The organism is Spirosoma arcticum (assembly GCF_054779955.1).
In genome coordinates, this window is sequence record NZ_BAAGXG010000027.1 from 18,637 (window position 1) to 43,955 (window position 25,319).

At 55.7% G+C, this 25,319-nt stretch carries 22 protein-coding genes; 15 read left to right on the top strand and 7 right to left on the bottom strand.

The features are described from left to right. The first annotated feature begins 28 nt into the window (after positions 1–28). Both pckA and fbp read left to right on the top strand, forming a co-directional pair. Positions 29–1,633: a phosphoenolpyruvate carboxykinase (ATP) gene (pckA, locus tag ACYVHB_RS30680; RefSeq protein ID WP_461055855.1), complete on the top strand. Its 1,605-nt coding sequence runs from the start codon at positions 29–31 to the stop codon at positions 1,631–1,633. After that, entirely contained in the window at positions 1,630–2,646 is a 1,017-nt protein-coding gene (fbp, locus tag ACYVHB_RS30685; protein WP_461055856.1) for a class 1 fructose-bisphosphatase, read from the top strand. The genes pckA and fbp overlap by 4 nt, the downstream gene beginning before the upstream one ends. Positions 2,647–2,692: 46 nt before the next feature. Here fbp and ACYVHB_RS30690 read toward each other — a convergent pair whose 3' ends face one another. The 7 genes from ACYVHB_RS30690 to ACYVHB_RS30720 all read right to left on the bottom strand — a co-directional run bounded on the left by ACYVHB_RS30690 (position 2,693) and on the right by ACYVHB_RS30720 (position 10,060). Next, positions 2,693–4,051 (bottom strand): 3-oxoacid CoA-transferase, encoded by a 1,359-nt coding sequence (locus ACYVHB_RS30690; RefSeq protein WP_461055857.1) that lies wholly within the window; start codon positions 4,049–4,051, stop codon positions 2,693–2,695. 90 nt (positions 4,052–4,141) lie between these two features. Continuing rightward, positions 4,142–5,353 carry a 3-oxoadipyl-CoA thiolase gene (gene pcaF, locus ACYVHB_RS30695; protein WP_461055858.1) on the bottom strand — a complete coding sequence of 404 codons (1,212 nt, stop codon included), beginning with the start codon at positions 5,351–5,353 and terminating at the stop codon, positions 4,142–4,144. Next, entirely contained in the window at positions 5,350–6,405 is a 1,056-nt protein-coding gene (locus tag ACYVHB_RS30700; RefSeq protein ID WP_461055859.1) for a lyase family protein, read from the bottom strand. The genes pcaF and ACYVHB_RS30700 overlap by 4 nt, the downstream gene beginning before the upstream one ends. An 11-nt stretch (positions 6,406–6,416) precedes the next feature. After that, positions 6,417–7,031, bottom strand: coding sequence for a protocatechuate 3,4-dioxygenase subunit alpha (pcaG, locus tag ACYVHB_RS30705; protein WP_461055860.1), 615 nt, complete (start codon positions 7,029–7,031; stop codon positions 6,417–6,419). After that, complete coding sequence (gene pcaH / locus ACYVHB_RS30710) at positions 7,031–7,717, bottom strand: protocatechuate 3,4-dioxygenase subunit beta (RefSeq protein ID WP_461055861.1); 687 nt, start codon at positions 7,715–7,717, stop codon at positions 7,031–7,033. The genes pcaG and pcaH overlap by 1 nt, the downstream gene beginning before the upstream one ends. A gap of 1 nt (position 7,718) precedes the next feature. Further along, complete coding sequence (gene pcaDC, locus ACYVHB_RS30715; RefSeq protein WP_461055862.1) at positions 7,719–8,882, bottom strand: bifunctional 3-oxoadipate enol-lactonase/4-carboxymuconolactone decarboxylase PcaDC; 1,164 nt, start codon at positions 8,880–8,882, stop codon at positions 7,719–7,721. Further along, positions 8,879–10,060, bottom strand: a complete 1,182-nt coding sequence (locus tag ACYVHB_RS30720) for a 4-hydroxybenzoate 3-monooxygenase (protein WP_461055863.1) — start codon at positions 10,058–10,060, stop codon at positions 8,879–8,881. Before ACYVHB_RS30720 ends, pcaDC begins: the two co-directional genes overlap by 4 nt. 237 nt (positions 10,061–10,297) lie before the next feature. Here ACYVHB_RS30720 and ACYVHB_RS30725 point away from each other — a divergent pair, with 237 nt between their 5' ends. The 13 genes from ACYVHB_RS30725 to ACYVHB_RS30785 all read left to right on the top strand — a co-directional run bounded on the left by ACYVHB_RS30725 (position 10,298) and on the right by ACYVHB_RS30785 (position 25,311). Next, positions 10,298–11,179 carry a helix-turn-helix domain-containing protein gene (locus ACYVHB_RS30725; protein WP_461055864.1) on the top strand — a complete coding sequence of 294 codons (882 nt, stop codon included), beginning with the start codon at positions 10,298–10,300 and terminating at the stop codon, positions 11,177–11,179. A gap of 257 nt (positions 11,180–11,436) precedes the next feature. Then, on the top strand, positions 11,437–12,357 hold the full coding sequence (locus ACYVHB_RS30730; protein ID WP_461055865.1) for a helix-turn-helix domain-containing protein: 921 nt from the start codon (positions 11,437–11,439) through the stop codon (positions 12,355–12,357). 110 nt (positions 12,358–12,467) lie between these two features. Beyond that, entirely contained in the window at positions 12,468–15,362 is a 2,895-nt protein-coding gene (locus ACYVHB_RS30735) for a TonB-dependent receptor domain-containing protein (protein WP_461055866.1), read from the top strand. Positions 15,363–15,494: 132 nt separating this feature from the next. Continuing rightward, positions 15,495–16,235, top strand: a complete 741-nt coding sequence (locus ACYVHB_RS30740) for an EthD domain-containing protein (protein WP_461055867.1) — start codon at positions 15,495–15,497, stop codon at positions 16,233–16,235. A 68-nt stretch (positions 16,236–16,303) separates the two neighbouring features. After that, complete coding sequence (locus tag ACYVHB_RS30745) at positions 16,304–16,774, top strand: hypothetical protein (RefSeq protein ID WP_461055868.1); 471 nt, start codon at positions 16,304–16,306, stop codon at positions 16,772–16,774. Between the two features lie 11 nt (positions 16,775–16,785). Next, positions 16,786–18,270 (top strand): FAD-dependent oxidoreductase, encoded by a 1,485-nt coding sequence (locus ACYVHB_RS30750; protein WP_461055869.1) that lies wholly within the window; start codon positions 16,786–16,788, stop codon positions 18,268–18,270. A 1-nt stretch (position 18,271) separates the two neighbouring features. Continuing rightward, complete coding sequence (locus tag ACYVHB_RS30755; RefSeq protein WP_461055870.1) at positions 18,272–19,282, top strand: VOC family protein; 1,011 nt, start codon at positions 18,272–18,274, stop codon at positions 19,280–19,282. Between the two features lie 145 nt (positions 19,283–19,427). Beyond that, positions 19,428–20,552: an alpha/beta hydrolase family protein gene (locus ACYVHB_RS30760; protein ID WP_461055871.1), complete on the top strand. Its 1,125-nt coding sequence runs from the start codon at positions 19,428–19,430 to the stop codon at positions 20,550–20,552. 2 nt (positions 20,553–20,554) lie between these two features. Continuing rightward, the gene (locus ACYVHB_RS30765; protein ID WP_461055872.1) at positions 20,555–21,484 is read left to right on the top strand and encodes a fumarylacetoacetate hydrolase family protein; all 930 of its coding nucleotides are present in this window, start codon (positions 20,555–20,557) and stop codon (positions 21,482–21,484) included. A gap of 3 nt (positions 21,485–21,487) precedes the next feature. After that, complete coding sequence (locus ACYVHB_RS30770; RefSeq protein WP_461055873.1) at positions 21,488–22,525, top strand: SMP-30/gluconolactonase/LRE family protein; 1,038 nt, start codon at positions 21,488–21,490, stop codon at positions 22,523–22,525. Positions 22,526–22,528: 3 nt separating this feature from the next. Beyond that, positions 22,529–23,299 carry an SDR family NAD(P)-dependent oxidoreductase gene (locus ACYVHB_RS30775; RefSeq protein WP_461055874.1) on the top strand — a complete coding sequence of 257 codons (771 nt, stop codon included), beginning with the start codon at positions 22,529–22,531 and terminating at the stop codon, positions 23,297–23,299. Between the two features lie 24 nt (positions 23,300–23,323). Beyond that, positions 23,324–24,460 (top strand): FAD-dependent monooxygenase, encoded by a 1,137-nt coding sequence (locus ACYVHB_RS30780; protein ID WP_461055875.1) that lies wholly within the window; start codon positions 23,324–23,326, stop codon positions 24,458–24,460. An 80-nt stretch (positions 24,461–24,540) separates the two neighbouring features. Beyond that, on the top strand, positions 24,541–25,311 hold the full coding sequence (locus ACYVHB_RS30785) for an SDR family NAD(P)-dependent oxidoreductase (RefSeq protein ID WP_461055876.1): 771 nt from the start codon (positions 24,541–24,543) through the stop codon (positions 25,309–25,311). Positions 25,312–25,319 lie beyond the last annotated feature (8 nt).

Here is a 25,319-nt window from a genome sequence, read left to right on the forward strand (position 1 = left end):
ATGTGTCATGTAAAAAGAACGATGAATTATGGTAGCCGAAGCAATGTTCCAGACACCACGTAGCCGCATTAGTACGGCGGACGAGAAAGCGTTGAAATTTCTCAAAATCAGCGATGTGAAGGAGTTGAATTTTCAACTTTCACCGGCGGAGTTAGTGCAGCAGGCCCTGCTCAGACACGAGGGGCAACTAACCGATACGGGCGCGCTGATGTGCGCGACGGGAAAGTATACCGGCCGCTCGCCCAAGGACCGGTATATTGTCCGCGACGAATTAACGGCCTCCCGGGTCGACTGGGGTTCGGTAAACATTCCTTTCGATGAAACTCGCTTTGATCGGCTGCACCGCAAAATGTGCCACTTCGTTGAATACCGGAAGGTGTACGTTCGCTACGCAGTGGCCGGGGCTGATCCGCGCTACCAGCTCAAAATCTGCATTTTAACTACGTCGGCCTGGCAAAATTTGTTTTGTGCTAATATGTTCCTGCGCCCGGCGGAAGAGGATATTACCGATTTTACGCCGGATTTTACCATTCTGGCCGTACCGGAATTTCTGGCTCATCCCGACGAAGACGGCACTCGTGGGGCCAATTTTGCTATCCTCAATTTGTCGAAGCGCGTAATCCTGATTGGCGGAACGGGTTACGCGGGTGAAATCAAGAAAGGCGTGTTCTCTGCGCTTAACTTTCTGCTGCCCCAGCAAAACGTCCTGCCGATGCACTGCTCGGCTAATGTTGGCACTGATGCATCGGACGTAGCCGTATTCTTCGGTTTGTCGGGAACGGGTAAAACAACGCTCTCGGCCGACCCCGAGCGCGGCCTCATCGGCGACGACGAACACGGCTGGAGCGACCGGGGCGTGTTTAATTTTGAGGGGGGCTGCTACGCTAAAGTGATTGACCTGACCCGTGAGCGCGAGCAACAGATTTTTGATGCCATCCGCTACGGGGCCATTGTGGAGAATACCCGTTTTGTTCGCAACTGCCACACCGTCGATTACATGGACACGTCGCTAACCGAAAACACGCGGACCTCCTACCCCATTGATTTTATTGACAATGCCGTCGTGCCGTCGGTTGGCACGCATCCCCGTAATATTTTCTTTCTCTCCTGCGACGCCTTCGGCGTGCTGCCGCCGATTGCCCGGCTCACCCCCGAGCAGGCGATGGATTATTTCGTGCTGGGCTACACGGCCAAAGTGGCGGGCACCGAAATGGGCGTTACCGAACCGCATGCTGCGTTCTCGGCTTGCTTCGGGGCGGCATTCATGCCCTTGCATCCAACAGAATACGCTCGTATGTTAGGGGATAAAATTCGCGAACATAACGTGAACGTCTGGTTGGTGAATACGGGCTGGACGGGCGGTGGCTACGCCGTCGGGCAACGGATAAAACTGTCATACACCCGTGCCATGATCCGGGCGGCTCTGACGGGGGCTTTCTCCGATGTGCCATTCGTGGCGCATCCTGTTTTCGGACTGGACATGCCCACGGCCTGCCCCGATGTACCCACCAGCCTGCTCAATCCGCGCCAGACATGGGCGGACCCGGCCGCGTATGACGCGAAGGCTGAACACCTGAACCAGCTTTTCGTTAGTAAACGTAACGCTTATACCAACGTTACCCCACTACCATGATGACGTCATCCAATGGGCTTGCTCCTACCACAAAGCCTGAGTCCCCAAACTTAGCGTTACCCGTTGGCACCACGCTTGACCGCTATATTATGCGTCGGCAGAATGCGTTTCCCTACGCAACGGGCGAACTGTCGCAACTGCTGCGCGACATTGCACTGGCCAGTAAGATCATTAATCACGAAATTAACCGGGCGGGTCTGATTGACATCTCGGGGTCGGCGGGGTCGGGAAATATACAGGGTGAAACGCAGCAGAAGCTCGACGTCGTGGCGAATATCCGGTTTATCCGGGCGCTCAAGAACGGGGGTGAAGTCTGCGCAATTATTTCGGAGGAAGATGACGACATCATCCACACGGGCAACGTCAACGCTAAATACGTGGTGGCCATCGACCCGCTCGACGGCTCGTCGAACATTGACGTGAACGTCTCGATTGGCACCATTTTCTCCATCTACCGACGCGTGTCGTCCATAGGGAGCGAGGCCACGATGGACGACTTTTTACAGGGTGGACGCCAGCAGGTAGCCGCCGGGTACGTCCTGTACGGCTCGTCTACGATACTGGTTTTTACGACTGGCCATGGCGTAAGCGGCTTCACGTACGACAATTCGCTGGGAGAATACATTTTGTCGCACGCTGAATTACAGCAACCCGATACGGGCACTATTTTCTCCTGCAACGATGGCAACTTTGACGATTACCCGTCCCATGTACAGGCGTATTTGCTCAATTGCAAACGGCAGCGACTGACGGGGCGGTACATTGGCTCGTTAGTCGCTGATTTTCACCGGAATCTCATTAAGGGCGGCATCTACTTATATCCGCCAACGGCTAAATCACCCAACGGTAAGCTGCGACTTCTTTACGAATGCTACCCGATGGCCTTTATTGCCGAACAGGCAGGCGGGCAAGCCACCGATGGCAAGCAACCGATACTGGATGTCCCGCCGGTATCGCTGCACCAGCGGGCGGTGCTCTACATCGGCTCGACGGATATGGTCAATGCCCTGTAACCGGAGGATGAAACCGTATCGGCAGACCGGCGGTTTCGTCCTCTTTTCAGGCCATCGCGGTTAACCGCTCTACGAACGATGCGCTGGTTTTGGCCCGCACGTCGTCCAGGGTGGCACCGGGCATTAGTTCGAGCAGGATTAGCCCATTATTTTCATAGCCAAACACGGCCAGGTCGGTGATGACCAAGTCAACGGCGTTGAGGGCCGTGAGGGGTAACGCACACTCCGGCACAATCTTAGAAGAGCCGTCGGGGTTGGTGTGCGTGAGGGTAATAATCAGTTTTTTGGCCCCCGACGCCAGGTCCATCGCCCCGCCCACGCCTAAGAGCGGCTTGCCCGGAACGGCCCAGTTGGCCAGATTTGCCCGTTCGTCCACTTCCAGACCGCCCATAATGGCCACGTCGATGTGTTTGCCCCGGATCATCCCGAACGAGTCGGCACTATCGAAGTAGCTGCTGCCAGGCAGGGCCGTCACCGGCACTTTACCCGCGTTGACCGGAAAATCCATTGCCCCACCGTCGCCATCGGGTTCGGGACCAACGCCCAGCATTCCGTTTTCGGTGTGGAGCGTAATGCCGTCTTCGGGACGAATGAGGTCGGCCACCAACGTGGGAATGCCAATGCCGAGATTTACCACATCGCCTTTTTTGATCTCCTGAAACGCCCGATGCGCCATGTTCAGCCGGTCTTCGCTTACCTTTTTGGCACTCGACTTCACCGATGCCGACGAACCTAACGTATCGAGACTAATATGGGCCTGCACTAAATAATCCACAAAACAGCCGGGGGTGTGGATGCCGTTCGGGTCCAACTCACCTTCGGGCACGATCTCTTCTACTTCGGCCACGACCAGATCGGCGGCCGTGGCCATCGCCCGGTTGAAGTTCTGCTCGGTCATGCGGTAGGTGAGGTTCCCGGCGGTATCGGCTTTCCACGCCCGCACAAAGGCCACGTTAGCCCGGATGCCCTTCTCGAACACGTATTCCTTGCCGTCAATCAGCATTGTAGGTTTCCCTTTGGCGATCACTGTTCCGACCGAGGTGGGCGTATAAAATCCACCGATGCCCGCGCCACCGGCCCGGATGGCTTCGGCCAGCGTTCCCTGCGGCAACAATTCGTACTCGACCGCCCCTGACTGTGCCGCTTTAACCGCGTCAGGATTGCTGGTGAAAAATGACCCGATCATCTTCCTGATCTGACCATTGAGCAACAACTTACCCCCGCCGAGATTCGGTTCACCGACGTTGTTACCGATGTATGTCAGGTTTTTGGTGTTGGTGTTGGCCAGCGCGTGGAGCAGATGCACGGGGTTACCGGTCATGCCGAAGCCCCCGCCGAACAGGGTGTCGCCATCTTTTACGAGCGCGGCCGCTTCATCGGCGGTAATTTGGGGTACGTGTTTCATGAATCAAAGAGTGAAAGGGTGAATGAGCGAAAGAGTGAAAGATTGCTACAGTGCGAACAAGGCTCATTCGCTCATTCACCCTTTCACTCTTTATATCCGTTCCAGCACCACCGCGTAGCCCTGCCCAACGCCGACGCACATAGTAGCGAGGGCGTAGCGTTTCTGCTGAACGTGCAGTTCGAGGGCGGTCGTGTACAAAACGCGGGTTCCCGACATACCCAGCGGATGGCCGATGGCGATAGCGCCACCCATTGGGTTGATGCGCGGGTCGTTGTCGGCTATGTTCAGCAGACGCGTACAGGCTAAGCTCTGGGCGGCAAAGGCTTCGTTAAGTTCGATAACGTCAATTTGATCCAGCGTCAGTCCGGCTTTGGCTAACGCTTTTTGGGTAGCACCCACCGGCCCGATGCCCATGATGCGTGGCTCAACGCCGACCACCGCCGAACTCACGATCCGGGCCAGCGGCTTCAAGTCATACTGGGCAACGGCGGTTTCGGAAGCTACCAGCACGGCAGCGGCTCCGTCGTTCAGGCCCGACGCGTTACCCGCCGTCACGGTGCCGCCCTGCTCCAGTTTCTTGAACGCGGGTTTCAGTTTCGCCAGTCCTTCGGGCATGGTAGTCGGTTTGATGAACTCGTCTTTGTCGAATAGAACCGCATCACCCTTGCGCTGCGGAATCGGTACGCCAACGATCTCCTGCGCCAGCCGTCCCGATTGCTGCGCGGCCGTGGCCTTCTGCTGCGACCAGTACGCAAACTGATCCTGATCTTCCCGGCTGATTTTATACAACTCAGCCAGGTTTTCGGCCGTCATGCCCATCGCATCGACGCCGTAAGTATCGCGCATTTTTGGGTTAATAAATCGCCAGCCGAAGCTGCTGTCGTGCATTTCGGCATCGGTGCCGAACGGTTTCGAGGCTTTGGAAATCACCCACGGTCCGCGCGTCATATTTTCGACGCCCCCGGCAATGAAGAGGTCGCCGTCGCCCGCCTGAATCGCCCGGCCCGCCTGCACCACTGCCGACATGCCCGACGAGCACAACCGGTTGACGGTTTCGCCCGGCACAGTCATGGGTAGGCCCGCCAGCAGCAGCGCCATCCGGGCCACGTTACGGTTATCGTCCCCCGCCTGATTGGCACAGCCCAGAATCACGTCGGCGTAAGCATCCAGCGGGACGTTCGGGTTTTTCTCAACCAGCGTTTTGATAACCAGCGCGGCCATATCGTCGGCCCGGATGGTGGATAGTGATCCCCCAAAACTGCCGACGGGGGTACGGATTCCGTCAATGATGTATGCGTTCATAAGTTGCGGTTCAAATTCTTCCTCATCACCTCCTCATTAACTCCCATCGTCTGCGTGATATTGATTGCGTGGTGAAGGGCCGTTCCGGCATTAATCATCATGCGGGGCAGGTTCTCCCATTCCAGCATCCAGGCTGTGGCGTCGCGCTCGTTGCTGTGCACTAAGCTTTGCAGTTGCAGAGCCGCAAACTGCGCGTTTTGCCGGGCCAGGGTTACCAGTGCTTCACTCAGCACTGGATTATCTTTGTGGGGCATCGCCGACGATTTACCGCCCCCGTTGACGTTCTCGGTCACTTCGCCGATCTCGGTTTGGGCCATAATCAGCATGTCCTGACCGAATTTGCCCAGTGTTCCCGTCAGCAGGGCGAGCCAGTTGGTCCACTCTGCGAATCCGTCGCGCTGCGTGTGCCAAGGAGTCGAATAGCCCAGCCCCAGCGCTTCTGCCAAGGCTTGCGCAACGGCTTCTCCCTGATCCCCCAAGGCAGAATTATTACCAACCGCCCCACCCAATTGCACTACCAACACGCGGGGTTTTAGCTGCGCCAGCCGTTCCAGATGCCGCACGAGCGGGTTGCGCCAGGTATCAACTTTGTGCCCGAAGAGGATGGGCATGGCCTGCTGCGTCCGGGTCCGGCCCATCATCGGCGTATGGCCTAAGCGGGTTTGCAGCTTGTCTAAATTAGTGAGTAGTTGCCCAATGCGTGCTTCCAGAACGACAGCTACGTCTCTGATGATCAGTGCCTGTGCCGTATCCATGACATCCTGCGAGGTTGCCCCGACGTGAATATGGTTCTTTGCCGAAGCAGGCAGATGCGTCTTTGTCAGCGCCAGCAGTGGAATGGTCGGAACGCCATTTTTCAGCGTACCCTTAGCCAGTGATTCTGGCAGGATAGTGATACCGGCCAGTGTCTCGGCAATAGTGCGTGCGGCATTGGCCGGTATTACCCCCAACTGACCCTGCGCAGTAGCCAGCCCGATTTCAAAGGTCAGCATCTGCCGGACGAGTGATTCGGGTGAGCAAATGCTGGTTATTTGGGGGTCGGACAGATACATTGAAAACATAGTTACACGTCAAAAAATACAGTTTCCCGGTCGCCCTGTACGTAGATGTCGAAATCGTAGAAGACCAGGCCATTCTGCTCACGTTTATGCGCGATGAGCGTCGACCGACGATCTTCGGGAACGGCGTTCAGTAACGCATCCTTCTGATTGGCAACCGCTTCGTCCGAAAAATACAAACGGGTGTACAGGTGCCTCAACGAGCCGCGCATGAACAGAATTACGTTGATGTGCGGGGCCGATGCTTCATTAATTGCCCCCGGCTTTACGGTCGTAAAGGTGTAGCGGTGTTCGGGGTTAGTGCCCGTACCCAGCCGCCCGAAACCTGTGAAATGAGGTTCGTTCACCTTCTCAATTTTCAGGCTTCGGTAGGTGCCCTCGGCGTCGGCCTGCCAGAGTTCGACTAAGGCATCCACAATCGTGGCACTATTGCCGTCGTGAACCCGACCCGTGATGTAAATGCGCTCATTATCAGCGTACTGGCCGGGTGTGGCTTCGCTGATAAGCGACCCTCTGATGATGCTGTTGTACGGATAGCCGTACTGCTCGGCGGTCAGGCTGTAGGCCGAAAATGGACCGAGGGTTTGCGAGGGGGTTTGTCGTAAGCGTTCGGTTTCCATCACTCAAAAGGGGTCTGTCTACGGCCGTTCAGCACAATGTTAAATTCGTAAGCCAGCGCAAAATCGGGGTCAGTCCAGTCCATGCGAAATTTGGCGATCAGCAGGTCGCGGGCGTGTTTGGGAACGGACTGAAAAATAGGATCGTAGTCGAACAGCGGGTCGCCGGGGAAGTACATCTGCGTCACGAGCCGGTGGGCAATCTGGTGGCCCATCACCGAAAAATGGATGTGATTGGGCCGCCAGGCGTTGTGGTGATTGCCCCACGGATACGCCCCCGGCTTGATGGTGTAGAATGAGTAGCGCCCGTCACCGTCCGTCAGCAGTCGGCCACCACCCAGAAAGTTGGGATCAAGCGGGGCGTCGTGAATTTCCGCTTTGTGAACATACCGACCCGCCGAATTGGCCTGCCAGATTTCGAGCAGCACGTTGGGCAGCGGCCGCCCGTAATCGTCGGTGACGCGGCCCATCACCCTGATGCGTTCGCCGATGGGTTCGCCATTGACACGGGCATTTTTGGTCAGGTCGTTGTCCAGCGGACCAATCACCGACTCGCCAAATGCGGGCAGGCTGAGGTCTTTCAGGTACTCTGCCACCAGCATCAGCGGCCGGGTTGGACTCCGCAGCACCGACGATTTATAGTCGGGAAACAGGTGGGACGGGTGTACGTCGTAATTGGTTGATTCCATCTCAACTTTCTTTTTCGGCGAAGATTTCTTTGGCAATTTTCAGGGCACCGTTCGTAACGGGTACGCCCGCGTAGATCGCCGTGTGCAGCAGTGTTTCTTTTACATCGTCGGGCGAGGCCCCGGTATTTTTGGTGGCGCGAATGTGCATTTTCAGTTCGTCTTCGTGTCCCATTGCGGCCAGCAGCGCAATCGTAATCAGACTGCGTTCGCGGTAAGTCAGACCTGGTCTCGACCAGATGCTACCCCAGGCGTTTTCGGTGATATAACGTTGAAAGTCAACATCAAGGGCGGTTTTGTTGGCTTCAGCGCGGTCTACGTGCGCATCGCCCAGCACGGCCCGGCGGGTTCTCATGCCGGTTTCATAGAGGCTTAACGGATTGGTTTCTTCCAACACGAAATCAAGAATCAGTCCGGTAACAATGTCGGGCATTTGGACGCAGGGAATATGCCCCGCTCCGTCGATTAGTTCGTAGCGGGCGTTTGGAATAGCGTTGGCCATTGCCCGCACTAAATCAGGTGGCGTAGCGAGGTCGTCGGTACCGCCGATGCACAGTGTTGGCACCTGAATTGAAGCAATCTGGTCACTAAGGTTTTCGTCGCGGATGGCGGCACAGGCCCGGACGTAACCCTCGGTCGATGTTTGTTCGATCATACGCTGGTAGCCCGCCAGCTCGGTTGGGTATGCCCGCTGAAACGGAGCCGGGAACCACCGCTCCAGCACACCTTCCGTGATCGCTGTCATGCCCTGTTCCTGCACAGTCCGAATCCGATCATTCCAGCCGTCGGCGGTGCCAATTTGGGGAGCGGTGTTGCTCAGTACCAGCTTCTCCAGTCGGTCGGGGTGCATCAGGGCGAGTCGCTGCCCGATGATGCCGCCGATGGATAAGCCGACGAATACGCATCTCTCAATTTTTAGCGCGTCCAGCAGGCCAATCACATCGGCCACATAATCGCTGATGGTCAATGGGCTGTCCACAATCTCTGACAGCCCGTGTCCCGGCTTATCAAACCTGAGAATTGAGCCGTGGGGCCTCAGCAGTTTAACGACCCCGTCCCAGATTCGGAAGTCCGTACCAAGCGAATTGACGAACACGAACGTGCGTTTGGTGCCCGTTTGCAGGTACTGATAGTGGATTGTATGACCGTTGATGGTTGCGAAGTTCATAGCTCTTTCAGTCCCACGTAGTTCTCGGCGATGGTGGTCGCCATTGCTTTTGACTGGCCAATGTAGTCGAATTTTGCCTGCTGAATCTGATTCTCGAACGAGCCGTGTGGTCCCTGCTTGTGAAATAAGTAGGTCATCGTATTCGAGAAGTCCTGCACCCGCCAAATCCGGCGCAGACAATCGGCGGTGTACGAGTGCAATAGTGTTTCCTGCCCAGATTCGTAAAAGGCAGCCAGCGCATTGGCCATAATCCGCACGTCGGCCACGGCCAGATTCAGCCCTTTGCCACCTGTGGGGGGCACAATATGGGCCGCGTCGCCCGCCAGCAGCAGCCGCCCGTGCTGCATATTGTCGATCATGAAACTGCGCATCGGCGTAATGCCTTTTTCAAAGATTTCGCCCCGGTTGAGGGTAAAACCGTTACCGTCGCTGAGCCGAATGTCGAGTTCGTCCCAGATTTGGTCGTCGGTCCAGTTCTCAATTTTATCGTCGTTGCCTACCTGAATATACAGTCGGCTAACGGTGGGTGAGCGCAGACTCAGCAGGGCAAATCCCCGCTCGTGGTAAGCGTAAATTAGTTCGTCGGACGCGGGCGTGGCATGGGCCAGAATCCCCAGCCAGCTAAACGGGTAGTCGATGCGGTGTTCGTGGTACGTGTCTTTGGGCAGCGTGGCCCGGCTGATGCCGTGGTAGCCGTCGCAACCGGCCACAAAGTCGCAGGCGAGCGTGTGCGATTCGCCGTTTTGCTCGTACTGAATCGTGGGTGAATCCCCGTCAATACCGTCGATTTTGGTCGCTGAAGCCTCAAAGTGAATGGTGCCCCCGTCCGCTAACTGGGCGTTAACGAGGTCTTTCACTACCTCCTGCTGCCCATAAATCGTGATGCAGCGGCCGTTGGTCAGTTCCGTGAACGGTACCCGGTGGCGAACGCCGTTGAAACTCAGGTAAACGCCGTGGTGCTCGATGCCTTCGCGGTCTAAGCGGTCGGCCAGGCCCAGTTCGCGCAGCAGATCGACGGTGTTTTGCTCTAAAAGCCCCGCCCGCACCCGCGCTTCAATGTAGTCGCGGCTGCGGTTTTCGAGGATGACTGAGTCGATACCCTGCCGCGCCAACAGCAACGAGAGCATCAATCCGGCCGGACCGGCACCAATAATGCCAACTTGAGTCTTATGCTGCATCGGGGTAAAGGACTTGACGTTTTTGTACGGCAAAAGTGATAGGTTATGTTGGAATAATACTTAACTAAATTTAATTATTACTTATACAAATCAAACATGGCATTGTCTGAATTTCCCGGTTAAATAGATTAGTTTACAGTTTCAATCTAAAAAAAGAGCTTTCTTCGTTAATTAATTTATACTCTTATCTGCTCTGAATAGAACGAATCATACATATAAGTTGATAGTGAACCACCGATGAAAACAGCCCGAAAAATAGTTAGTTACGGGCTTTACGGCGAGCAGGACGGGCCGTTCGTACCCGATTTTGTGCATTGTGAACTCCTCGAAACCCGTAGTCAAACCTACAATTGGGAAATTCAACCGCATTTGCACACGCAGTTATGTCAACTGTTTCTGATCGAATCCGGCGAGGTGGTTCTCAAACGACACGATCAACTCATCGACCTGCCCGTTCCGGGTCTGTTGCTGATCCCCGAGAATACGCTGCATGGCTTTTCGTACCCGGCCAATGCCACCGGGCGGGTACTCACGCTGTCGGTTTCGTTCGTCGATGCGCTCTTCAGGGCGTCGCCCGACGTGTTGCGGGTGCTCGGCGAATTGCAGATTATTCCGGCCCGGCAGCAGGAAACCGCGTTTCAGCGGATCAGCACCCTCATCGTGGCCATTCACGACGAGTTGTTTGGCGAACTACCCGAGCGGAACCGGGCGTTGCAGGGCTATCTGAGTCTGCTCTTCATCGAGTTGTTCCGGCTGTCGGGTCAACCAGCAGAAACGTACCGATCCGAAGACCGCAGCCTGAACTATTATACGGATTTTCAGCGGCTCATCAAGCAATCGTACTTGGCCAAATGGCCGCTGAGCCGGTACGCCGGACAGTTGAATATCACGCCGATTCATCTGAACCGGATCTGTCAGTTGGTTGTCGGAAAATCTGCGTCGCAGGTGCTTCAGGATTACGTGGTTACCGTGGCAAAACGGTACCTGAAACACACGTCTTACTCTATTTCGGAGATTGCTTTTCTGCTTAATTTCGAGCATCCCGGTTACTTCACGCGGCTGTTCAAAAACAATGTGGGCGTATCGCCGAGGGTGTTTCGGGAGGTCCTGGTTGAGTAGATACCTGTTTATGCCGCCGACATCAAACCGGATAATTTGTACAAAATTTTTACAGATTATCCGGTTTGTGGCTCTGGTAAGGTACAGCTCTCAGACAATTGTTCAGGGTATTTACCACGAAGGCTAATTTATCAGATTTAGACAATAAAATAGCTAAAAATCACTATAATTGATTGTTAACACTGGCGTCTTGCCAGACTTGATTAATTAGCCGCCGGAAGGGTGTTATAGTTTCAGTAAGAGTTAGTTACCTATCAATGGAAAAGTCTACAAAGGTTACCCAAGTCCCCACCCTGGCCCCGCCCGACCTCGATCAGCACCATTTCGATGCCAGCGTCGGCTGGCTTCCTACACTGCTGAGTGATTCGCACCTGTTTCACTTCAATCGCTTAGAGACCTATCGAAGCCATATGACGTTTCCGCTGTCGCCCCACCGCAAAACGGTTTTCGACTTTATTTATCTGACCAAGGGGCATTCGGTGCGCAGCAAAGGGCTGGATAACTACGAATTTGGGGCCAACTGCTTTTTCTTTTTGCCTGCTTACCAGATAACGGCCCACGAGTGGATGAGCGAAGATGCCGAGGGTTTCTTCTGCCATTTCGACGCGCAGATTATTCAAAAACATTTTAGTAAGCACGACTTCGCCAACGAGTTTTCCTTTCTCCAGTTCATTGGTGACCCCGTTGTGCGGACTAACGCCGACTTCCTGCCCATTATCCGGCCGGCTTTTCAGAAATTAGAATCTGAATACGAACAGAATCACCCGTTCAAACTCGATCTGGTGAGTTTCTGCCTGCTGGCCATGTTCACGGAGCTAAAACGGTTTACGCAGTTGCAGACTAAAGTTCAGGAGAATTCGGCCCTGCGGATCACCCGGCAGTACAAAGATGCCCTGAGTCAGTACATTTACCAGAAACAAAGCGTAACGGACTACGCCAATCTGCTGGCTGTTTCGCCCAATCACCTTAACAAATGCGTAAAGAGCGCAACCGGAAAATCGGCGCAGGACCTGCTGAACGACATGATTTTGCTCGAAGCTAAAGTACTGCTCCGCCAGAGTGATTTCCCCATCAGTGAGATTGCGCAGCGTATAACCGGACAGAATCCCAGTGATTTTACCCGATTTTTTAGGGCGAAAACGGGATTTACACCCAAGGAATACAAGAAACTGGATTGATACTGCATTTTTTTAGCTTTTTTCTGCTTAATCAACCCTGCCAATTGGACTTAGTTTTGTGCAACAAATTAGCAGCTTTCTCATAGCTGTCGTTGTAAACTAAATCCAGCATGAAAAAAGCTACAATCTCTCTTATGCTTGGGCGCACGAACCGGTCCGCGCTGGTTGCTCTGCTCACGGTGCTGCTCTCAGTGGGTATGGCCCAGGCCCAGAACCTGGTGCAGGGTAAGGTTTCGGACGCAAGAAACACGGCACTCGTTGGGGTCAATGTGATCGCGAAAGGAACCACCACTGGTGCGACAACCGATGCTGACGGTGCCTACAAACTAACGGTACCCGACGGTGCAACCGAACTGGTGTTCAGCTTTGTGGGCTACACGGCGCAGACGGTTTCCATCAACGGGCGGACAACCATCGACCTTACCCTGGCCGAAGATAACGCGACGCTGAACGAAGTGGTTGTAACGGGGGTGTTCGACAAGCGGACGCTCATGGAATCGTCCATCGCCATCTCGACCATCAACGCCCGGGTCATCGACCGGCTCCAGCCGGTGAGCGCGGCCGATCTGCTCAAAAACGTGCCGGGGGTTTACGTCAACTCGTCGGCGGGTGAGGTGCGTAACGTCGTTTATTCGCGGGGCGTGTCGGCCAACTCGGTCGCCAGCGTTACCGACAACACCAACGGTTATTATTACGTATCGCTCCAGGAAGACGGGTTGCCCATCACCGCGTTTTCGAGCGGGCTGCTCTCGCCCGATTTCTTTTTCCGGAGCGACGCCACCATCAACCGGCTCGAGGCCGTGCGGGGCGGCACCTCGTCCATCACGGGCGTAAATGCACCGGGCGGTATTTTTAACTTCCTCACCAAATCGGGTGGTCTCAATGCGGGCAGCGAGGTTCGGGTGAAATTGGGGCTGGAAGGCGACGGCCGCAACCCGTATTACCGGGCCGATTTCAACACGGGCGGGGCCTTCGGTAAGAATCAGAACGTGTTTTATAACGTGGGTGGTTTTTACCGCTACGCCAATGGTGCCCGCTACGCCGGGTATCCGCTCAACAACGGCGGGCAGCTCAAGGCGAGTATTACCAAAAACTACGGCGCAGGCTCTATCAAGCTGTATGCCAAGTATCTGAACGATCAGAACGGCATTACGCCCCCCACGCCGGGGCAGGGTTTTGATAACATTACACTCGCGCCGGGCATCAAAAAGTTCGATTCGTTTCTGCTGCCTAAAGGGGCGGTTTCGGTCCCGAACGGCTCCGAAACCAATTTCTCAACCTTTGATCCGGGCCGCTCCAACCAGTCGAAAGACGTGTCGGCGGGGCTGTTGCTGAACCATAACTTCGGTGATTCGTGGTCGGTGAGCAACAACGCCAAATACTCGTCCAAGTCGTTGTTAATCAACACCAATGCAGCCACGAGTTTTACCAGCGTGACCGACCCGACCACGTTTGTTTTTGCCGGCGTACTCGGACCCGGTGCCGCAGCCACGTCGATACCCGGTGTGATTACCTTTAAAGACCGGCAGTCGGGACAAACCGTGGTGCAGGTGCAGCAGGCCATTGGGCCAATGGGGCCGCGTTATACGGTGCTGAATAGTAACCTGCCGGGCGCGGTGCCCAATTCGGTGCTGTACTTAGGCTCGGCCATGTCGGAAACGAAGGTCAATGATTTCATGGATCAGCTTTCGGTAACCAAGCGGTTTAAAAACGGCTCCGTCACGGCCGGGGCGTTTTATGCCAACTCGCACATCGAGTCGAACCCCAATATGGCCGCGTCGGTGCTGGGTTTGTCGACGGTGAAAGACCGGCCCCAACCGCTCGACATTAGTTTCCAGGGCGTCAATAACGTGACCACGCAGATCAGCGATCCCAATTCGGGTTACCTTAAGTTCGGCGGTAGTTTTGGCTTCGGCATTTTCGACTACCGACAGAGCCAATTAGCCTTTTTTCTGGGTAACAACCTGAACCTGACCCAGAAACTGAACTTTGATTGGGGCGTTCGCTACGAAACCAGCAACCTCAAAGGCACCAACAGCCGCAGTGTTCCGAACACCAAAGTGGGCGGGCTGGACGGTAATCCGCTGACGGCCTACGACGGTTTCTACGGCGTACTGGGCCGCAACGTCACCACCTTCGACAAGAGCATCAGCAGCTTTTCGTACTCCGGTGGGTTGAATTACAAGTTCAACGACAACAACGCGCTGTATGTGCGCTACACCAAAGGGCAGAAATCGCCCGACCTGGCGTTTTACAACGCCTACACCTCGGCCTTTGTGGTGAACAACAGTCAGCCACTCAATCAGGACATTTTACAGATCGAAGCGGGCTATAAGCTCAAAACCGGGAAGGTAAAAGCGACCATTACGCCCTTCTACAGCCAGTTGAGCAACGTGGCGAACACGCTGCTGGTGGCCGACGAAAACAACCAGTTTTACTACACGCCGGTGCAGTACAACGAAGTGCATACCACCGGGGTAGAGATAGAGGCCGACGTAAATCTGTTCCGCCATTTTGACCTGCGGGGGGCCTTCACGGTGCAGAACGCCGAGTATGCCAACTGGAAAACCTGGTCGGTGGGCGCAGCTACCCGGTCTGACGATAAGCTGGTGGACTATACAGGTAACAAGGCCGAGAACAACCCCAGCCTGATAATGACCATTACGCCAACCTATTCGACGGATAAGTTTTACGCCCTCGTGCAGTGGAAATACCTCGGCGCCCGGCCCGTGAATCAACCCAACGCCTACGATATTCCGGCTTTCAGCCAGTTCGATTTCTCAGCTGGTTACAACGTAACCCGTAAACTGTCGCTGGCCCTGAACGTCAATAACTTCACCAACGTGCTGGGCATCATGGGGTCGCTTTCGCCGGGGCCGATTCTGGAAGCGTTCAACGGGCAGAACATCACCAAAGAAAAGGTAGCCGCCGATCCGAACGCCATCCACAGCATCATTCCGATTCAGCCACGGGCGTACTTTCTAACCGCTACGTATCGATTCTAAAACCAATAGAACCGCACGGCAGCGGCCGACCGGCAGGTTTTTATGATCCGTATGGTTTAAAAATAATCTTAATTTATCATAACGATCCTAAAAATCCGCTTGGGCCGCCCGTGCGGTTCCATCACCACAATCATGATAAAGCAAATGGTAGCCGTCCGGCGTCGCCCCGGCCTCACGCATCAGGAGTGCCTTAACTACGTCGAAATTGTTCACGGCGACATCGCCCGCAAAGAGCCGGCCGGGGTAGTTCGCTACGCCCAGAGTCACGTGTTCGATAGCGCATTTGGGTCGAAAGCCGACATGACGTATGGGCAGTTTTTCGGCCGCGATTTCATTACGGAACTGTTTTTCAACAGCCCCGAAGACATGGTTAGCAACGCAGCCACACCCTACGTCCGCGAGGTGGTGATGCCCGACGGCCGGCTCTTCAACAACTTCGAGGCTCTGATTCTGAGCACCATGGCCGAAACGGAGGTTCCCGTCGCTAATCCCGGCCCCGGCAAGGTAAAGGTGATTCATTACCTCAAAAAAGCCGAAAGCGTCACGGAAGATGCGTATAACCAGTGCTGGGCCGATGCCCACGCGTCGATTCTGGCCAGGCAGCCCGACATGGTGGCCGGTCTGCGGAAGTATATTCAGAGTCGCCCCATCCCGACACCGGGCGAAGCCAGTACGCACTTTGGCGTGGCAAAAGGCCCGTTCTACGAAGGCGTCGCCAGCATGTGGTTCGACGACGAAAGTGCGCTGCCGGTCTTCCGGGCGTATGAAACGGAACTGAGCCGGATCAACGCCGAAGACGGCCCGCCGTTCATCGACTTTTCGCAGTCGTTCTTTCTGTACACCCACGAGAAAACCATCTTCGAGGTTAGCTAAAATCACCCCCGTCGGCCGCTGCCGACGGGGGTGAAAAACCTGAATAACCTCCAAACCGTCGGACCGCTATGAAAGCTTTCCTGAAAGACAACGCCATCAAATCGACCATTGGTAACCTGGTGATCAATACGCTGTTTCCGTTCCTGATTCTGCTATCGGATTCAGTCGTAAACGTGAAGGGGCCAAGGCCTAATCTGATCTCGATTCTGGTGCCGGGCGTATTCATGTCGGCCCTGATGACTACCATTATCACGTACGGCGTAATGACGAGTCAACGAAAAAAGGGGCAATTGACCCCGTCTCTTAGCGCGGCAACCGGCTGGTTTCCAACGGCCCTGCTGAATGGTATTGGTATCGGACTGCTGTTTGCCGTGCCGACGCTGCTGCTGATTATGGCGGTACAGTCAATGATGGAAAACCAGCCGATTCCGAAGCTAACAGTGATTATAGTATCAGCAATTATTGGCGCACTGACCGGACTGTTCTCCTCGCTGGTGGCGGCAAACCGGGCTATTAAACTGGGTAGTAGCCTGACTTAACGAACCTAATCATGGAAAAACTCACGGCTGATATCATCATCATTGCCAGTGGTCCCGCTGGTCTTACGGCGGCCATCAGTGCGGCCCAGCGGGGGGCGTCGGTGCTTGTTTTCGAGAAGAACGCCACAACGGGCGGCACCGCCAACCGGGGCATGGGGCCGCTGGGCATCGAAAGCCGACACACGCGGGGCCGGTTGCTGCCCCCAACCAAAGACGAAGCCTTCCGGGCTTTCATGGATTATACGCACTGGCGGGTAGATGCCCGGCTGGTGCGGGCCTTTCTAAACAAATCAGGCGACACCATTCACTGGCTCGAATCGCTGAGGGTGGAGTTTGTCGAACCGGCAACCTATTTCACGGGGGCGTACTCAACCTGGCATTTGGTTAAACCCGAAACCGGGCCTCCGGGACCGGCCGGAGCCGCTACCATGATGAAAATCCTGACGCAGCGGGCTATTGAACTGGGCGTACAGATCAAACTCGAATGCCCTGTTCATCAGATCATTTGCGAGGATGATACGGTCATTGGGGTACGGGTGACCGGCCGCGATGGTAATGAACTGGAAGCCCGGTCGAAAGCGGTGATTGTGGCAACGGGGGGCTTTGGCAATAGCCCGACGATGATCCGCGACTATGCCGGTTTTGAGGTAGACAAAGACATTTATCCGTTCCGAATACCGGGCGTCACGGGCGACGGCATCCGCATGGCCTGGGCGGTGGGTGCCCAAAAAACCGAGATGACGATGGAGTTGATCTACGGAATGCCCGACCCGCTGAACGTACCGCCCCCGCTGCACGAAGCCTGTCGGCAGCCGCATCTGCTGGTCAATATTCAGGGGGAACGCTTCCTGAACGAGGGCATCATGCCCAACGTGACATTTACGGCCAACGCAATTGCCCTCCAAAAAGATAAAACGGCTTTTTTGCTCTTCGATGAGTCGATTCTGCGGCTTATGGAAACCGATTTCGATACCCGAAACCGCGTACTTCCAGCAACCCGGTTTGAGAAGGCAGAGGCCATGATTGCGGGGTATCTGGCGTCAGGTAAAGGCAATTTCTACGTGGCCGATACGCTCGAAGACCTGTGCGCCCAAACGGGCATTGATTCCGTTGGCCTACAAACAACCATCCACCATTATAATGCATGTTGCTCAACCGGTTACGATGAGTTATTCAACAAAGACCGCCAGTACCTGCGCCCGCTGCGGGATGGGAAATGGTACGCCGGGCGGCATTTTCCGAGCGCCTATGGCAGTGCAGGCGGGATAAAAATCAACGAAAAAACCGAAGTGATTGGTCAGGACTGGAAGCCCATCAACGGCTTCTACGCGGCCGGTACGGATGCCTGCTCGATTTACGGCGATAGTTATCCATTTATTTTCCCCGGCACCTCCATGGGCTTTGCCGTAAACACGGGTCGCATGGCGGGCGAGAATGCGCTGAAGTACGTACAGGCACAAAAGCATACAAACGAACCTGAATTGATTACAACCTGATATGGCAAAAAATCCGCATTACCTTTCTCAAATGGCGCACATCGAGGTATTCAGCCCCGTTGTTGAGGAAACCGTTACGTTCTTTACCGACATTGCCGGCCTGGACGAAACCGGCCGCGACGAACACGGCTCGGTGTACCTGCGGGCCTGGGGTGATTATTTTCATCACACCCTCAAAATCACCTATCGCGATCAGCCCGGCATGGGTCACCTCGGCTGGCGGGCCGACAGCCCCGAAGCCTTACACGAGGTGGTGGCATACTTAGAAAGCACCGGCGCGGGTATCGGGTGGGTCGAGGGCGACCTCGGTCACGGCCGGGCCTACCGCTTTCACTCGCCCGATGGGCACGTGCATGAAGTGTTCTGGGATGTGGTCTGGCTGCGCGAAACGGGTGCCCGCAAGAGCGTGTTCGCCGACCGCTACGCCAGCAACCGTCGGCGCGGTATTTGTCCCCGCCGGTTTGACCACGTCACGCTGAACACCACCAATTACGTGGCTGATAAGGCCTTCTGGAAAGGAATGGGTCTGAAAAACCCCGATGAAATTCGAATCACCGACGAAATACCACCCGTTGGCGGCTTGTTTACAACCGGCAACCTGTCGCACGATATTGCCATTTTCACCGACCCGCACCTGAAGCCGGGGCAGGGTGCGCTGAACCACGTAGCCTTTAACTTCGACAGTCGCGAGGAGGTGCTCTTAGCCTGCGACTGGGTGATAGAAAGCGGCTACAAACTGGCGATGGGTGCCCCCACCCGTCACAAAGCCGACGAAGGATTTTTTGTCTACGTGGATGAGCCAGGCGGCAACCGCTTCGAGTTTTACGCCGGTGCCCGCCTGATTTTCGCGCCTGACCATGGCCCCGACGTGCATTACCTGAAAGACAATCCGAACGATGCCTGGGGCCTGACCAATCCCTGGAAAGGCGACGGCAGTTTCAAAGATGAACACGGCAGTATCAAAAAAATACCCGCAACGAATGGTGCCGTCGATCCAACTCTGGCATTGTAACATAAACACCTCCAACCGATACGTCGGACCGCCCCTAAAGGGGGCTTAGTTCGCGAGTGAGTAAAGTCCCCATTAGAGGCGGTCCGACGTATCGGTTGGGGGTAAAATCCAAAATCCCATGTGGCAATATTATCCGGAACACTACATGTTCTCCTACCAGCTCAACCGGGTTCTGACGCAGAGCCATTACGGCGGGGGCGAGTTTTTTGAAGCCATCGAAGCCGCCAGCCGGATTACGGCTGGTGACTTCAAAAGTTTTTACGAAAGCTGGTCGCAGGCCGGTCACGAAGCCCTCGACCTGGCCGAAAAAACGGAAGCTGCGGGACACGTCGTTACGGCACGGCAGGCCTACCTGCGGGCCTCGAATTACCTGCGTACGTCGGAGTTTTTCCTCAAGCCGACCGACCCGCGCAAGGTGCCGGGCTACCAAAAATCGGTCGACGCGTTTCAGAAAGGAGCCGCCCTGCTGCCTAATCCGCCCCAGTTTGTCCGTATCCCGTTTGAGGGGTCGGAGATGACGGGCTACCTGCTGCAGCCGGTGAACGCGCCCGACAACGGACCGCTGATGATTATGTTCGGCGGGCTGGATTCGACCGCCGAGGAGCTTTACTTCGGGCCGTGGCAGAAGCTGGAAGAACGGGGTATTTCGCTGCTCATGCTCGACGGGCCGGGGCAGGGCGGTTCGCTGCGGCTGCGGCATATGCTCACCCGCTACGACTACGACGTACCCGCCACGGTCGCCTTCGACTGGGTGCTGGCCAACCTGCCCGTCGACCCAAAGCGAATTGGAATGCTGGCTGTGTCGATGGGGGGCTACATGGCGGCCCGGTCGGCAGCGTTCGAGACCCGGTTTAACGTCTGCTGCATTTGGGGAGCCGTCTGGAGTTACTACGACATTTGGAAGAGCCGCCCCGACGACCATCCGCTGGCGGGCGTGATGATGCACATCACCGGCTCGACGGATATGGCTGAGGCCCGCGAAAAACTCAAAAACTTCACGCTCGAAGGGGTGGCCGACAAGATTCAGATGCCAACGTTTATTTCGCACGGCGAAGACGACCGGCAGAACACCGTCGAGAACGCCTACAAACTCTACGAAGCCCTGACCTGCGAAAAGGAGATGAACATTGTGCCGAAAGGCCGAACCGGCTCGGCCCACTGCCACATCGACAATTTTACCAAAGCCGACCCCATGTTCGACTGGCTGGAAAAGAAAATGGGCACAATGCCGACAACGGTTAATACGGGCGAACTTCAGGCCACAGTATAATTATGAAATTAGTCACGTTCAAGACCAATACCGAGACCGCAAAAACCGGGCTGCTCACGGGCGATGGCGTGGTCGATCTGGCCAAAGCCAGCAACGGCCAACTGCCCGGCGATATGCTCTCGTTCATCGATAAGCATGAATCATACACGCAGATTATCAATGAGTTGAATTTGGAAAGTGCCCAGTCAGATTATGCCCTAACCGACGTAACCTCGGGCCGCGTTCGGCTGCTGGCTCCGCTGCCCAATCCGCGCAGTTTCCGGGATTATGTGGCCTTCGAGCAACACATGCTCAATGCGGGTAAAACCTTCGGGCATCCAGTGGCGCCGGTCTGGTACGAGATGCCGATTTTCTACTTTACCAACCATCAGGCCATTTCGGGAACGGGGCAGAATATAGCCCGGCCACCGCTCTGCCGCAAGCTGGATTACGAACTGGAAATGGCTTGCGTTATCGGTAAACAGGGCGCAGACATCAAAGCCGACGTAGCCGAAGACTACATCTTTGGCTACACGATTTTCAACGATTGGTCGGCGCGGGACATTCAGCGGGAGGAGATGGGCATGCCGCTCGGTCCGCACAAAGGCAAGGATTTCGCCAATACCATCGGCCCGTGCATCGTCACCAAAGACGAGATGAATGAATACCGCACCGACAACGACCGCTTCGATGTGCGCATGACCTCGAAAATCAACGGGCAGCTTATTTGCGACGGTAACTTCAAAACCATTCATTACACCTTCGGGCAGATGATTGAGCGGGCATCGGAAAACGGCGTGACCCTTTATCCGGGTGATATTTTGGGGTCAGGAACTGTCGGCTGGGGCAGTCTGATCGAGACCAATTTTGCCGCCCACCGTCCGCTCGAACCGGGCGACGAGATCGAGTTTGAGATTCGGGGGATTGGCATTCTTAAAAACAAAGTCGTCTGAGCCATGCTGATTCAGGAACGTAAAGTAAATCCACTGCGCGGCTGGCAGGTCGACCGGGCGTCGATTCAGTACCTCGGCCACGACCTGCAACGGCCAGAGTGCATCCTGGCCGAACGCAACGGCACCATTTGGACGGCCGATGCCCGAGGGGGTGTCATGCGCTTGAACCCAGACAGTTCACAACAACTCATCAATCCAGTCACCGAAGTGGTTGATTTACAGGCCGGTGAGGTAAATTTCGACAAACGGTACGTTCAGTCTGTCGGATCGTTGCCGAACGGCCTGTGCTTTACCGACCAAGGCGATTTTATTGTTGCCAACTGGGGAACCGACGCTATCGAACGCATGACCCGCGAGGGGCACCTGACGACGCTCTGTACCGGAATCGACGGGCAACCACTGGGCAAAGCCAACTTTCCCCTGCGCGACTCGAAAGGCCGTATCTGGTTCACTGTCACGACCCGCACCCAGCTCTGGACGGCCCAACTGAACACCAAAGCATCCGACGGCTACATTGCCGTACTGGACGAAAACGGTGCCCGAATTGTGGCCGATGGCTTTTGTGGCACCAACGAAATCCGCTTCGATCCGGCTGAAGAATGGCTATACGTGGTCGAAAGTACGGGGCACCATATTTCGCGGCTGCGGCTGCAACCCGATGGCTCACTCACCGACCGCGAAATCTATGGCCCGGCTGATCTGGGAGGCTTTCCCGATGGTTTCGCCTTCGACGCGTTCGGCAACCTGTGGATTACGCTCATTTTCACCGACATACTCATTGCCCTGACGCCCGATGGCGAAATTCTGACGCTGTTGGACGATAGCAATCCTGATACGAAGAAGCAGTTGCTCGACCACTTTGAAGCCGGTACCTTAACGCCCCAAATTATGGGTGCGACGCACGGCACCATTGCCCCCTGGATGGCCAGCCTGACCTTCGGCGGGTCTGACCTACAGACGGTTTATCTCGGTAGTCTGCGTGGCACGACGGTCCCGTATTTCCGCAGTCCCGTTGCCGGTCAGAAAATGATTCACTGGTAATAGATGAGAAACCTCTTTGATCTCACTGGCAACGTAGCCCTCATTACCGGCAGCAGCAGCGGCATGGGCCGCGCCATTGCCGAAGCGATGGGGCAACAGGGCGCTACCGTTATCGTATCGAGCAATGACGAAGCGGGTTGTGAGGCTACCGTTGCGGAATTTACAGAGCAGGGCACCACGGCGGTGGCCATGCCATGCGATGTATCGAAAAAGGAATCAATTGACGTGTTGTACCAAACGGCGTTAGCCCAATTCGGGCGGATTGACATTTTGGTCTCGTGCGTGGGCATAGCTCCGGTTGGCTCGTTTCTGGACATAACAGCGCCTGATTTCGAGCGACTCATGACTATAAACCTGCAAAGTGCTATTTACCTGACCAAACTGGTATTACCGGAAATGGTGGAACGGCGCGACGGGGTGCTGATTTATTTAGCCAGTATTGCGGGCGTGCGGGGCAACAAAAACATTGGGCTGTACGGCCTGTCGAAAGCTGCTCTGATTCAGTTAGCCCGAAACTTAGCGGTGGAATATGGCCCGCATAACATCCGGGCAAACACCATTTCGCCGGGGATGATCGACACGCCGTTCTCCAAATCGTTGCTGGAAAATCCGGTCTTTCTGGAAAAACGACTGGCGCTGACCCCGCTCCGTCGGGTCGGACAACCCCACGAAATAGCCGGAGCGGCCGTGCTGCTTGCGTCGAAAGCGGGCGGTTTTATCACCGGTCAGAATCTAATAATCGACGGGGGGACCGTAATAAGTGACGGAAATTGATTTGTTTAAAACTCAACTACAAGCATGAAGAAACTAAATAAAGTACTCGTTATCGGCGGTGGAATCGGTGGCCTGTCCGCCGGGGTCGCGCTGCGAAAAATTGGCCTCGACGTTGACTTGGTCGAACTAAATCCAGAGTACAATGTCTACGGCGTGGGCATTATTCAACCCTCCAATGCCCTGCGCGCGCTGGACGCCCTGGGGCTGGCCGATGAATGTACCCGGCTGGGGTCGCCCTATAACCATTTTAATCTCGGCTTGGCCGATGGTACGCCGATTGGCAAAACCGGTACGCCCGGCATTGGCCGCCTGCCCGCGCACAACGGCATCTCGCGCCGGATGCTGCACGAGATTCTGCACAAAGGAGCCGTAGATGCCGGGGTGCGCTTTCGGATGGGGCAGACCGTTCCGGGTCTGGACGATACGGGTCAGTTGGTAAACGTGACCTTTTCGGACGGCTCGACGGGTACGTATGACTTCGTCGTGGGGGCCGATGGCATCAACTCCAAAACCAGGAAACACCTGTTTGGCGACGCCCTGAAACCCCGCTATACGGGTCAGTCGGTTTGGCGGTACGCGTTTGAACGCCCCGCCGACCTGGACAACGCCATAATGCTTTTTGGCAGAAAAACGAAGGTGGGCCTGGTGCCAATGACGCGCGAGATGATGTACATGTTCTGCGTCACGGCGGAGGGTGAAAACCCGTACATCCCGGAGAATGAACTCGTTCCCCGCCTGAAAGCGCATTTGCAGGAATATTCGGCGCCGAGCATCGCCGGACTCGTTGATAAGATCACCGACCCGAAATTAGTCATTTGCCGCCCGCTCGAAACGATCCTGGTGCCCAAACCCTGGTACAAAGGCCGGATATTGCTCATTGGCGATGCCGTTCACGGCACCATTCCGCAGTTGGGGCAGGGGGCCTCGTTAGCCATTGAAGATGCCGTTGTGCTGGCCGAACTGGTGAGTAGTGAGCCGAGCATTCCGGCCGCTTTTGAGCAGTTCATGGAACGCCGGTTCGAGCGTTGCAAAATGGTCGTGGATATATCGGCGCAGATTGGCGAATGGGAACTGCTCGACTGGAAGGGCCAACTCCCCGAAGGCGTCAATATTGGCCGCACGATGGGGCAGACGCTGGGCGCAATGATGGCTCCTATTTAACATAGCGCACGGATTGAACGGACGGTATGGCACTGGCCAACCGTCCGTTCAATCCGTGCGCTGTTTCTTCCATCAAAATCATGAACAGATTCAACCAAAAAGTTTGTGTTGTTACGGGGGCAGGGTCGGGTATTGGTCAGGCTACAGCCTTTGCTTTTGCCCGCGAGGGAGCCAGCGTGCTGGTTACGGACATGAACGCCGACGCGGGCCATGCCGTCGTGGCCGAGATTACGGCAGCGGGCGGTAAGGCCCTGTTTCTGGCCGTAAATATTGCCGATCAGCCGCAGGTTGAAGCGATGGTCAGACTGGCCGTCAGCGAGTTTGGGCGGCTGGACTGCGCCGTGAACTGCGCGGGCGTAACGGGCGGCATCTCGGCCCCGACCCACGAATACCCCGATGCGTCGTGGGCGCAGAACCTCGCCGTAAACCTCACCGGCACCTGGTACTGCATGAAGGCCGAACTCACGCAGATGCTTGGTCAGGCGGGCGGGGGCACGATTGTAAACGTCGCGTCGGCAGCGGGATTGAAAGGTCATCCAAGCAACATCGGCTACTGTGCCACCAAACACGCCATCGTCGGTATGACCAAAACGGCCGCGCTCGAATACGCCACCAAAAACATCCGCGTGAATGCCCTGTGCCCGTCGGCCATCGAAACGCCGATGATTATGGACGGTCGCCTGAATCTGCGCAACAATCCCGAACTTAGGGCCAAATTCACCAACGATCAGGCCATGAAACGCATGGGCCGTCCCGACGAAGTAGCCGACGTGGCGCTGTGGCTCTGCTCCGACCAATCGACGTTTATCACGGGTCACGCGATGGCGGTCGATGGCGGTATGTTTGCGTAAACCCTTTA

What these genes read in the sequence shown, in the direction of transcription:
- ACYVHB_RS30720 (WP_461055863.1), bottom strand. Translation starts at nt 10,060, where the DNA reads ATGCAGCATAAGACTCAAGTTGGCATTATTGGTGCCGGTCCGGCCGGA.
- ACYVHB_RS30700 (WP_461055859.1), bottom strand. Translation starts at nt 6,405, where the DNA reads ATGTATCTGTCCGACCCCCAAATAACCAGCATTTGCTCACCCGAATCA.
- ACYVHB_RS30745 (WP_461055868.1), top strand. Translation starts at nt 16,304, where the DNA reads ATGAAAGCTTTCCTGAAAGACAACGCCATCAAATCGACCATTGGTAAC.
- pcaG (WP_461055860.1), bottom strand. Translation starts at nt 7,031, where the DNA reads ATGGAAACCGAACGCTTACGACAAACCCCCTCGCAAACCCTCGGTCCA.
- pcaDC (WP_461055862.1), bottom strand. Translation starts at nt 8,882, where the DNA reads ATGAACTTCGCAACCATCAACGGTCATACAATCCACTATCAGTACCTG.
- pcaF (WP_461055858.1), bottom strand. Translation starts at nt 5,353, where the DNA reads ATGAACGCATACATCATTGACGGAATCCGTACCCCCGTCGGCAGTTTT.
- pckA (WP_461055855.1), top strand. Translation starts at nt 29, where the DNA reads ATGGTAGCCGAAGCAATGTTCCAGACACCACGTAGCCGCATTAGTACG.
- ACYVHB_RS30770 (WP_461055873.1), top strand. Translation starts at nt 21,488, where the DNA reads ATGCTGATTCAGGAACGTAAAGTAAATCCACTGCGCGGCTGGCAGGTC.
- ACYVHB_RS30785 (WP_461055876.1), top strand. Translation starts at nt 24,541, where the DNA reads ATGAACAGATTCAACCAAAAAGTTTGTGTTGTTACGGGGGCAGGGTCG.
- ACYVHB_RS30780 (WP_461055875.1), top strand. Translation starts at nt 23,324, where the DNA reads ATGAAGAAACTAAATAAAGTACTCGTTATCGGCGGTGGAATCGGTGGC.
- ACYVHB_RS30760 (WP_461055871.1), top strand. Translation starts at nt 19,428, where the DNA reads ATGTTCTCCTACCAGCTCAACCGGGTTCTGACGCAGAGCCATTACGGC.
- ACYVHB_RS30730 (WP_461055865.1), top strand. Translation starts at nt 11,437, where the DNA reads ATGGAAAAGTCTACAAAGGTTACCCAAGTCCCCACCCTGGCCCCGCCC.
- ACYVHB_RS30740 (WP_461055867.1), top strand. Translation starts at nt 15,495, where the DNA reads ATGATAAAGCAAATGGTAGCCGTCCGGCGTCGCCCCGGCCTCACGCAT.
- ACYVHB_RS30775 (WP_461055874.1), top strand. Translation starts at nt 22,529, where the DNA reads ATGAGAAACCTCTTTGATCTCACTGGCAACGTAGCCCTCATTACCGGC.
- fbp (WP_461055856.1), top strand. Translation starts at nt 1,630, where the DNA reads ATGATGACGTCATCCAATGGGCTTGCTCCTACCACAAAGCCTGAGTCC.
- ACYVHB_RS30765 (WP_461055872.1), top strand. Translation starts at nt 20,555, where the DNA reads ATGAAATTAGTCACGTTCAAGACCAATACCGAGACCGCAAAAACCGGG.
- ACYVHB_RS30735 (WP_461055866.1), top strand. Translation starts at nt 12,468, where the DNA reads ATGAAAAAAGCTACAATCTCTCTTATGCTTGGGCGCACGAACCGGTCC.
- ACYVHB_RS30750 (WP_461055869.1), top strand. Translation starts at nt 16,786, where the DNA reads ATGGAAAAACTCACGGCTGATATCATCATCATTGCCAGTGGTCCCGCT.
- pcaH (WP_461055861.1), bottom strand. Translation starts at nt 7,717, where the DNA reads ATGGAATCAACCAATTACGACGTACACCCGTCCCACCTGTTTCCCGAC.
- ACYVHB_RS30725 (WP_461055864.1), top strand. Translation starts at nt 10,298, where the DNA reads ATGAAAACAGCCCGAAAAATAGTTAGTTACGGGCTTTACGGCGAGCAG.
- ACYVHB_RS30690 (WP_461055857.1), bottom strand. Translation starts at nt 4,051, where the DNA reads ATGAAACACGTACCCCAAATTACCGCCGATGAAGCGGCCGCGCTCGTA.
- ACYVHB_RS30755 (WP_461055870.1), top strand. Translation starts at nt 18,272, where the DNA reads ATGGCAAAAAATCCGCATTACCTTTCTCAAATGGCGCACATCGAGGTA.